At 26.1% G+C, this 9,266-nt stretch carries 12 protein-coding genes; 8 read left to right on the top strand and 4 right to left on the bottom strand.

The genetic code is table 11. The features are described from left to right. The coding region (locus Q1J76_RS08285; RefSeq protein WP_300369606.1) for a PDDEXK family nuclease at positions 1-490 on the bottom strand (490 nt) is incomplete at its 3' end. Positions 491-634: 144 nt separating this feature from the next. Between Q1J76_RS08285 and Q1J76_RS08280 the strand changes: the two genes are divergently transcribed. From Q1J76_RS08280 to priA, 7 genes are all read left to right on the top strand, one after another. Next, a complete protein-coding gene (locus Q1J76_RS08280) occupies positions 635-1,096 on the top strand; it encodes a hypothetical protein (RefSeq protein ID WP_300369605.1) in 462 nt (153 codons plus the stop codon). Positions 1,097-1,099: 3 nt separating this feature from the next. Beyond that, positions 1,100-1,942, top strand: coding sequence for a pantoate--beta-alanine ligase (gene panC / locus Q1J76_RS08275; RefSeq protein WP_300369603.1), 843 nt, complete (start codon positions 1,100-1,102; stop codon positions 1,940-1,942). Positions 1,943-1,957: 15 nt separating this feature from the next. Next, positions 1,958-2,176 carry a hypothetical protein gene (locus Q1J76_RS08270; RefSeq protein ID WP_300369601.1) on the top strand — a complete coding sequence of 73 codons (219 nt, stop codon included), beginning with the start codon at positions 1,958-1,960 and terminating at the stop codon, positions 2,174-2,176. A gap of 110 nt (positions 2,177-2,286) precedes the next feature. Continuing rightward, positions 2,287-2,742 (top strand): 50S ribosomal protein L13, encoded by a 456-nt coding sequence (rplM, locus tag Q1J76_RS08265; protein WP_300369599.1) that lies wholly within the window; start codon positions 2,287-2,289, stop codon positions 2,740-2,742. A gap of 13 nt (positions 2,743-2,755) precedes the next feature. Then, positions 2,756-3,154, top strand: coding sequence for a 30S ribosomal protein S9 (rpsI, locus tag Q1J76_RS08260; RefSeq protein WP_300369597.1), 399 nt, complete (start codon positions 2,756-2,758; stop codon positions 3,152-3,154). A 39-nt stretch (positions 3,155-3,193) separates the two neighbouring features. Continuing rightward, positions 3,194-3,559: a TraR/DksA family transcriptional regulator gene (locus Q1J76_RS08255; protein WP_300369595.1), complete on the top strand. Its 366-nt coding sequence runs from the start codon at positions 3,194-3,196 to the stop codon at positions 3,557-3,559. 5 nt (positions 3,560-3,564) lie between these two features. Further along, complete coding sequence (gene priA, locus Q1J76_RS08250) at positions 3,565-5,550, top strand: replication restart helicase PriA (protein WP_300369593.1); 1,986 nt, start codon at positions 3,565-3,567, stop codon at positions 5,548-5,550. Positions 5,551-5,556: 6 nt separating this feature from the next. On the opposite strand, the gene Q1J76_RS08245 is transcribed toward priA, so the two are convergent. After that, the gene (locus Q1J76_RS08245) at positions 5,557-6,165 is read right to left on the bottom strand and encodes a response regulator (protein WP_300369591.1); all 609 of its coding nucleotides are present in this window, start codon (positions 6,163-6,165) and stop codon (positions 5,557-5,559) included. 297 nt (positions 6,166-6,462) lie between these two features. Here Q1J76_RS08245 and Q1J76_RS08240 point away from each other — a divergent pair, with 297 nt between their 5' ends. After that, entirely contained in the window at positions 6,463-7,533 is a 1,071-nt protein-coding gene (locus Q1J76_RS08240; RefSeq protein WP_300369589.1) for a mannose-1-phosphate guanylyltransferase, read from the top strand. A 4-nt stretch (positions 7,534-7,537) separates the two neighbouring features. Here Q1J76_RS08240 and Q1J76_RS08235 read toward each other — a convergent pair whose 3' ends face one another. Both Q1J76_RS08235 and Q1J76_RS08230 read right to left on the bottom strand, forming a co-directional pair. Continuing rightward, positions 7,538-8,383, bottom strand: a complete 846-nt coding sequence (locus Q1J76_RS08235; RefSeq protein WP_300369586.1) for a hypothetical protein — start codon at positions 8,381-8,383, stop codon at positions 7,538-7,540. Positions 8,384-8,401: 18 nt separating this feature from the next. After that, positions 8,402-9,266 (bottom strand): hypothetical protein (locus tag Q1J76_RS08230; protein ID WP_300369584.1); only part of this gene is annotated, 865 nt, incomplete at its 5' end.

Below are 9,266 nucleotides of genomic sequence, written 5' to 3'. Positions count from 1 at the left end.
GATCTGAGGAACCGCTTTTCTTTACTCTATAACATGCTGTTATATCAAAATATATTCCTATTTTTTCTAATAGGATAATAATATAATCATCTCCTTTTGTAATAAAATCTTTTGTACTCTTAGTTCTATAATAATCTATTATCCAAGAAGCAAATATTTTCTTATTCATATTAATATCAGTTCCACTAGTACCAGTATTATAAAAATCATAAAAATATTTATTCATAAAATTTATTATATAATCAGAATATTTATTAATAGTAGTTTTATTTCTATTTGAATATTTAAATACATTACCAGTTTTAAAAACAACAAACTGACCGCACTGAGATATATTTGATTTTACTTCAATAAAAAAATTATTATAAACTACTTTTATATCGGAAACTGTAGAATCTGAACTTCCATAATATTCAAACACTGTATTTCTATATGTATTTTGTAAATAACAAAAACATTCTTCTTCAAACTTTTTCCATAATTGCTTCATAATTATATCAACGGAATAAATAATAAAATCCTAAATAATTTTTTAATTATATATTTATTGTTTACTCTAATAGTTGACAATTTTATTATTTATAAATATGATATTGTAGTTTGACTTATTAAATTAAGGAGTTGATATAAAACTATGGCTAAAACTATTAAATGTAAATCATGCAAAACTGTTAATGATAAATATGCTAAACAATGCCGTTCCTGTGGTACTTTACTTTATCCTGAAATATCTCATAAAAATGCCGAACTTGTTACTATAATATTGGATGCTGTATTTGCTTTTATATACTTATTTGGAATATTTTTATTTATAGTTAATTCTAATAATAATGAAACTCCTAAATATATTACTTTACTTCCTGCACCTAATTCATTGCCTTACTTTTTAATAATATTACTATTTTTGGCATTTGCAGCAAGTAAGATACTTTATATACTAAATATTTTTGTATTAAAAAAAGATATTATATTTACTATTAGACGATTCAGTATGTTTATTGAAGCTATTATAATGTTTCCGATTCAAACTATATTAGCATTATATTTTTATGAACCTGCTACAAATCAGGATAAAATGAATAAAAAAATGGATTAATATATGGCTTTAATTATTTTAAAAAATATAAAAAGTGCATATAAATTTGTTAATGAAAATAAAAATAATTCCATAGCCCTAATACCTACTATGGGGGCATTAAATGAAGGACATATTGCTTTAATAAAAAAAGCAAAAAAAGAATGTAATATTATAATAGTAAGTATATTTCTAAACCCGCTTCAATTCATAAAAGTAGAAGATATAGAAAAATATCCTCAAAATTTGGAAAATGACAAAAAGCTTTTAGAAAAATCCGAAGCAGATGCATTATTTATTCCTTCTGTAGAGGAGATGATAGCTGATGATTATTCTATTTCTCTAAATATAGATAATAAATACATAGAATATCATAAGATTTTAAAGGCTATTTATTATAAGGGCATAATTACAATAATGTCTAAACTTTTTAATATAATATCTCCTACTCATGTATATTTAATTGAATATGATTATCAGGAAGTTATTATTGTAAAAAAAATGATAAAGGATTTGAATTATAATATATCATTAAAAACCATTCCTATAGTAAGAGATGAAAATATGCTTGCTATAAACTGTATGAATAGCCTTCTTAGTGAAAGAGAAAAGGAAGAAGCTAAAATAATATATAAACTTCTTAAAGAAACTAGAGAGGAGTTCAAAAAAGGCGGTACAGAATCATCTTATTTGATAGATATAATAAAAAATAATTTGAAACCTCATAAAATGCTTAAATTAGAATATCTCGATATTATAGATAAAGACACTCTTAAAAGTATCGAGACTGCAACAAAAAACTCTATTATACTTATATCATATTATTGTGGTTCCACTAGACTTTTAGATAATATGCATTTAAAATAAAATTAGGTAATGCCTATGAATAAAATGAAAAAAATATCAAAAATAGTGAAAATCATAGGATTAAAGAAATTCCAAGGTATAATGAAAATAATAGGTATAAAAAATATTCCTAAAATAGCAAAAGCAAAAAATATTATATATGTTATCAAAATAATAGGCTTAAAGAAATCATTAAAAATAATTAACCTAATAGGTATAAAAACAGCATTCTCTATTATAAGAATAATTTTATAAGAATTTAAATTTGACTTTACAATATTTTTATGGTATAATTACGCACCGTTACATTTTAATATTTTATAAACTACCAAATTTTTTAAACGTTAAATCAAGGTGTGTATGTTATGGATAAGAAAACATTAAAAACAAAAAATAGTACCTACGTGTTATCACAAAAAGATATTAAACAAAATTGGTTAATAATCGATGCTAAAGGTAAATCATTAGGAAGAGTAGCAAGCAGAGCAGCTTATATGCTTAAAGGCAAACATAAAGTAGACTATGCATACAATTTAGATAATGGTGATTATGTAATTATTATCAATGCAAAAGATATAGTACTAACAGGAAATAAAAAGAAAGGCAAAATTCACTATAGACATACAGGTTACCCAGGTGGAATTAAAGCTATAAGTTACGGCGAATTATTAGAGAAAAGCCCTGAAAGAATGGTTAAAATAGCTGTAAAAGGTATGCTTTCACATAATCCTTTGGGAAGACTTCATCTTAAGAAGTTAAAAGTATATGCAGGAAGTGAGCATCCGCATGAAGCTAATAAACCTACTGTAGTAAATATATAATTAGGAGACAAAAATGGCAGCTAAACAATTAACTATTTTTACTGGTAAAAGAAAAACAGCTAATGCTAGAGTTCGTATAACTTTAGGAAGCGGTAAAATTTTAATAAATGGCAAAAATTATACTGAATATTTCTGTAACAGAGCAGCTCTTCTTAAAGTAGTAGAAGATGCTTTGAAAACAACAGGTAATTTTGGAAAATATGATGTATTTGCTAATGTACATGGCGGCGGTGTTTCTGCTCAGGCTGATGCTGTAAGACATGGTATAGCTAAAGCTTTAGTAGGAGAAAGTCAGGATTTCAGAACTACTTTAAAAAGAAATGGTTTTCTTACTAGAGATTCCCGTGTAGTTGAACGTAAAAAATACGGAAGATCAGGTGCTAGAAAACGTTTCCAATTCTCCAAACGTTAAACTATATTAATTTGATTACTATTGCTTAAAGGTTTGTATATGACTGCTAAGAAGTTAAAAAAATTTAAATGTTTATTATTAGAGGAAAAGAAAAAGACTTTAGATGAATTATTAAGCGGAAATGAAACTTATGAGGCTCTTAAAGATGATTCTTATGGAGATATGGTAGATATAGCATTTCAGGCTTATGAAAAACAAAATCTTATGAATTTCTCTCAAAAAGAAAAAGATAAATTAGATATGCTTAATAATGCACTTAAAAGAATAGATGATGGTACTTACGGTAAATGTATTGATTGTAAAGAAGAAATTAATGAAGAAAGACTAACTGCTTTGCCTTATACTTTAAGATGTGTAAATTGTATGTCTAAATACGAAGATAAAAAACGTCGTGAAAAAATGTAATAATAATGTATGTTAAAGTTGTTTTCAATCTGCCTATAGATAAAATACTTACATACAAAAAACCAGATGAGATTAATGATAGCTTGATAGGATGCAGAGTTGTTGCTCCTATTAAAGGAAAAAACAATAAAGGTATTGTTATAGAAGAAGTTGAAACTATAGACGGAAACTATAAAGTATATCCTATCAAAGCTAGAATTGATCTTGAACCTATATGTTCCAATAAAGAATTCAAATTAGCTAAATGGATAAGTAATTATTATCATTCATCTTTTGGTGAAGCTCTTTTTGCAGCACTGCCTGTAGGAACTCCATCAAAAAAAGAAAAGAAAGCCAAACCAATACCTGCAAAACAAAAACCATATCTAAAACTCAATGATGAACAGGAAAATGTACTCAAAAAAATCACAGAAAGTATAAAATCAAATAATGCAAAAACCTTTTTACTTCATGGTGTAACAGGAAGCGGTAAAACGGAAGTTTATTTACAGGCTATAAAAAAAGTTGTGGATATGGGTAAGCAGGCTATAGTTATACTTCCTGAAATATCTTTAACTCCGCAAACTATAAAAAGATTCGCTGAAAGATTTGAAGGTAAAATAGCAGTTCTTCATAGTAAATTATCTCCAAATGCCAAATATAAATACTGGCAGATGATAAAAAAAGATGAAATAAAAATAGTTATAGGTGCTAGAAGTGCCATATTCTCCCCTACTCCTAATTTAGGAATAATAGTTATAGATGAAGAGCATGAAACAAGCTATAAAGCAGGCGATACTCCTAGATATCATGCCAGACAGGTTGCTTTTTATAGAAAGTCTCAGGAAAATGCTACACTGATTTTGGGAAGTGCTACACCGTCAATAGAAAGCTATTATTATGCTTTGATGGAAAAAATAGAGCTTTTAACATTAAATAAAAGAGCAGCATCTGTTAATATGCCTGAAGTAAAAATATTAGACTTAAAAAAAGAAAAAAGAGCCGATGCTTTTCCTATGATTACCCAAAAATTAGCAGAGGAAATAAATAAAAAATTAGATAAAAAAGAACAAATTATATTATTTCTTAATAGAAAAGGTTATGCTCCTGTTGTAAGCTGTTCATATTGTCAGAGAGTATTAGAATGCCCTAACTGTTCCGTTTCGCTCACATATCATAAAAAGAAAAATGTTGTTATGTGCCATTACTGCGGATATACTCAATATTTAGATGATCTTTGCGATGAATGTAAAATAGGACATTTTGAACAAATAGGAAGCGGTACAGAAAAGGTAGAAGAGCATCTTAAAATACTTTTTCCGAATGCTGTGATAGAAAGAATGGATCAGGATACTGTAGGAGGCACTAAAAACTATGAAAAAATATTCAAAAAATTTTCTGATGGTGAAATAGATATATTAGTAGGTACTCAAATGATAGCCAAAGGTCTTGATTTTCCTAATGTTACTTTGGTGGGTGTATTATTAGCAGATATGTCGCTTCATATACCAGATTTCAGAAGTTCAGAGAGAACATTTAACTTAATAACTCAAGTAGCAGGAAGAAGTGGTAGAGGAGAAAAAAACGGTATAGTATATATTCAAACATATTCTCCTGAAAATTATAGTATAGAATGTGCTAAAAATCATGATTATATATCATTTTACAATAGAGAAATAGAAAATAGAAAAGCTCCTTTAAACTATCCTCCTTTTGCAAGGCTTGTAAGATTGGTGATAAGAGGATTAGATGAAAGTAAAGTAGAAAATGATGCTAATAAAATAGCTGATATGCTTAGAATGGAAACTTATGAAAATTCTGATAAAATAATAATATTAGGGGCTTCAGCATGTGCTATGAGCAAATTAAATAAGTATTATAGATGGAATATACTTATCAAAACTCCATCACATTCTCTTCTAAAAAAGTTTTTTGAAAAATTAAAATATAACTTCATAGCACAAAAAGATAACTACATAGAAATAGATATAGATCCTATAAATATGCTCTAATAAATATTAAACATCAACATAGAATCTAATAGCATTTTTTATTCTAGCTTTAAGCTCATTTTGACCTACTGGCTTTTTTACATAGTCGCATGCTCCTTTTTCAAGCCCATTTACAACATCATCTTCATTATATCTTTTTGTAATTATAATAATCAATGCCGTTCTTAGAGAAATCTCTTTTTTTATCTCATCTAATAGATAAAAATAATCCTTATCTTCTGATAAATTAATATCCATAAGTATAATATCAGGAGAAATCTTTTTAAGCTCTTTAAGAGGTATCATCAAATTAGAAATACAAGTAAGATCATAATCATCTTTCAGCCATTCAGCATAATTTTTTCTTGTAATTTCCATAGGTTCAATTATGGCTAATTTATATTTGGATTGCTTTCTTTTTAATTTTATTCTTTTTTCTTTTTTATTGAAAGCTAAAAATGCCTTCAAATCGGCGTATCTTATCTTATATCTTTTTCCAGGCGTAACATCTGCCTTTAATCCATAATGTCTTACCCAATAATTAACCGTAGTCCTAGAAACTCCTACTATTTTGGCGGCATCTATAGGTGACAGCATATCATCGTCATCATATATTAATTGATCAGTATTATTCATATAACCTCTCAAAAATTCAAAAAATCTCCAAATATAGGGTAAAGATTAATACATAATGAAATTTTTGTCAAATAAAAATATTCAAATTATAAGCTATATAAATACCTTTACATTTATTAATATAACATAAGAACTACATTTTTTACAAAAAAATAACTTTTTATTTCATAATGTATAAAATGTAAATAAAGTTTTTTATGTATTATTATCCAATACTTAAAAATATTATTGTTTTTTATCTATTTTTAGATATAATTAAGTTATAAATAAAGTAATATAATAAAGGGTATGTATCATATGAAAAAAGCTGTACTTATTATGGCTGGAGGAATAGGTGAAAGACTATGGCCTTTAAGCCGAGAAAGTAAACCAAAACAATTTCTAAAAATAATAGATGATAAATCTTTAATAGAACAAACTATAGACAGAGCTTTACAAATAACATCAAAAGAGAATATTTTTATAGTAACAGGTAAAAGATATGAAGAGGCTTTTAACAAATATATACCATCATTTAATAAAGAAAATATAATATATGAACCTATAGGAAGAGATACTGCTGCTGCCATAGCATTAGGTGTTTTAGCCATAAAAGAAAAAGTAGGCAATGCCATAGTATCTATATTGCCAGCAGATCCTATAATAAAAGATGAAGATATATTTATTAAAATTATAAATGATTCTATTGATATCAGTAAAAAAACAGATAATATTGTCATTATAGGAATAAATCCTACTAGACCAGAAACAGGTTATGGATATATAAAATTAAAGGACAATATAGAAAATAATATATATAATGTTGATAGATTTGTAGAAAAACCTAATTATGAAAATGCATGCAAATTTTTAGAAGATGGACATTATTTATGGAATAGCGGTATGTTTATATGGTCTATTGATAATATTCTAAACGCTATAAAAGAATTAATGCCTGATACATATGATAAAGTTAGAAAAACTTTAGAAACAAAGGAAAATGATAAAAAAATAGAGATTTTTAATAGTATTAATAAAATATCATTTGACTTTGGTATAATGGAAAAATTAAATAATATAATATGTATGAAGTCTAACTTTTTTTGGGACGATTTGGGAGCTTTTTCGGCACTTGGAAGAATACATGATAAAGATAATAGTAATAATGTAGTAGTTGGAAATGTGTATGTAAAAGAGGCTAATAATAATATTATAATTAATGATGATAATAAAACTTTCATAGCAGCAGATGGTATTGATAACATTACAATAGTAAAATCTGAGGGAGTTATACTGATTTATCCTAATAACAAAGACTCTAAAATAAAAGATATATTAAAGGATATAAGAGAAAAAGATGAATTAAAAGATAAGAGAAATCTGCTTTAATATTTTACTTTTTTTTGGAATATTCATCATTAAGAAAAGTTTCTTTATGAATTTTATTCTTTGCCTCTTTTATTTTTTCTAATTGAGATTCTTTTTTCTCTTTTTCTTTTTTCTCTTTTTGATTATCTTCTATAACTTTACCATTTATTAAAACATTAATAAATTCTATATTTTCATTTTTAATTATTTCAGGTGGTATAGTTTTTCCTTTAATTTCTACATTTTCAAATTTTAATGATTTATAAAACATCATATTTCTAAAATCAGCATCTCCTTCTATTATGATATTCTCAAAACTAGCATCTCCTTGCAAACTAGTATTTAGAAGGCTTAAATTATTATGAAAATGAATATGATTGAATGTTAATTTATCAATTATATCGGTATTAGATATATTACAATTGCAATTAACTTTTATATTATATATATCAAGAGAATGTAAATTTGATAATGACATATTAAAATCAATATTTATTTTAGAATTTTTCATAATGATTTCTTTATACACATTTGACATTGTAATAAATAAACCGCTTTCAAAATTGCTGTCTGTAAAATCTAATGATGAAAATAGATTGAAATTCCTCATTTGAAAAGGTCCGTAAAATGAAGAATTTTGAAAAAGCAAATTAGTATTCTTTTCTATCTTTAACCCTTCAAAATTAAACCCTTCATAACTAATCATATAAGAAAAGTTATAATATCCTCTATAAATATCATCTCTTATTATTCGTCTGAAAAGTCCGTCTGGTTTATCATTACTATTATGATGTATAATGCATAATCCGTCTTTATAATCTTCTCTATCGCAATTTTCAGTAGAAGATATTTTCTGTTTACAAATAGCCATAAATAATCACTAAACTTATTAAAACATAAAACTCATACCTATATCATGTGAAATATTATCCTTGCTAAAATTATCAAAAATTATAGCATAATCTAATCTAAATAAATTCACATAAATAGATAAACCCAAAGAAGCACCCTTATTTCCTACTCCAGCCCTTGCTAAAATACCGCTAGGAAGTTTTTGAGCAAGTCTTTTTTGTATGGCACTAGGAGCGTCTAATATACTTTCTGGTAAATCATCATACCAACTATTTTTTTCTTTAAATAAACCTAATTTATTAAAATCTATAATCATAGCTTCAATACCCACAGATACCTCATGACTTACAGAAGGAACTGATATAGTATATTGTGCTGTTATTGAAAAACTATTATCACTCTTTATATATGCTAAAGATGCTGTTATATCTGTATCTATTTTGGCAAATACATTATCATAAAATCCGAAATTTTTAATTCCGATTCCAAGTTTAAAGCTAGGAGTAAAAAGAGACTGCATATACGATAAATCAAAAAACACTCCGAAATTATTATCTTTTTCGCTATTATTAACTACACTTTTAATATTTGCCCCTATAAAAGAACTGTCATTAATAGCATAAGCTGCCCCTATATTAATCAAATAAAGCCCACTGTATATATCATTTTTTTTCATTCCAGATATATCATAGGAATAAATTTTATTAATCTCTGAAGCAAAACCAATACCCAAAGCATAAGAAGACCCTATATGAGCATATGAAGCATTGAATATATATTCATCTTTAGGATTAGATGTAACTGTATAATTCAAATTAATACTATCTCTAATAACTCCCATTAAAGAAGCTGAACTTGTAAACACAGCAGATGAATCATTACCTATTAAAAAACTAGTACCC

It is taken from the genome of Brachyspira sp., assembly GCF_029258575.1.
GTDB lineage: Bacteria > Spirochaetota > Brachyspiria > Brachyspirales > Brachyspiraceae > Brachyspira.
The sequence above is the reverse complement of the archived record's forward strand: the minus strand, read 5'-3'. Positions and strand labels throughout refer to the sequence as shown.

Excerpts from the sequence above, each read along its gene's own strand:
- Q1J76_RS08280 (WP_300369605.1), top strand. The coding sequence starts at position 635 with ATGGCTAAAACTATTAAATGTAAATCATGCAAAACTGTTAATGATAAA.
- panC (WP_300369603.1), top strand. The coding sequence starts at position 1,100 with ATGGCTTTAATTATTTTAAAAAATATAAAAAGTGCATATAAATTTGTT.
- Q1J76_RS08270 (WP_300369601.1), top strand. The coding sequence starts at position 1,958 with ATGAATAAAATGAAAAAAATATCAAAAATAGTGAAAATCATAGGATTA.
- rplM (WP_300369599.1), top strand. The coding sequence starts at position 2,287 with ATGGATAAGAAAACATTAAAAACAAAAAATAGTACCTACGTGTTATCA.
- rpsI (WP_300369597.1), top strand. The coding sequence starts at position 2,756 with ATGGCAGCTAAACAATTAACTATTTTTACTGGTAAAAGAAAAACAGCT.
- Q1J76_RS08255 (WP_300369595.1), top strand. The coding sequence starts at position 3,194 with ATGACTGCTAAGAAGTTAAAAAAATTTAAATGTTTATTATTAGAGGAA.
- priA (WP_300369593.1), top strand. The coding sequence starts at position 3,565 with ATGTATGTTAAAGTTGTTTTCAATCTGCCTATAGATAAAATACTTACA.
- Q1J76_RS08245 (WP_300369591.1), bottom strand. The coding sequence starts at position 6,165 with ATGAATAATACTGATCAATTAATATATGATGACGATGATATGCTGTCA.
- Q1J76_RS08240 (WP_300369589.1), top strand. The coding sequence starts at position 6,463 with ATGAAAAAAGCTGTACTTATTATGGCTGGAGGAATAGGTGAAAGACTA.
- Q1J76_RS08235 (WP_300369586.1), bottom strand. The coding sequence starts at position 8,383 with ATGGCTATTTGTAAACAGAAAATATCTTCTACTGAAAATTGCGATAGA.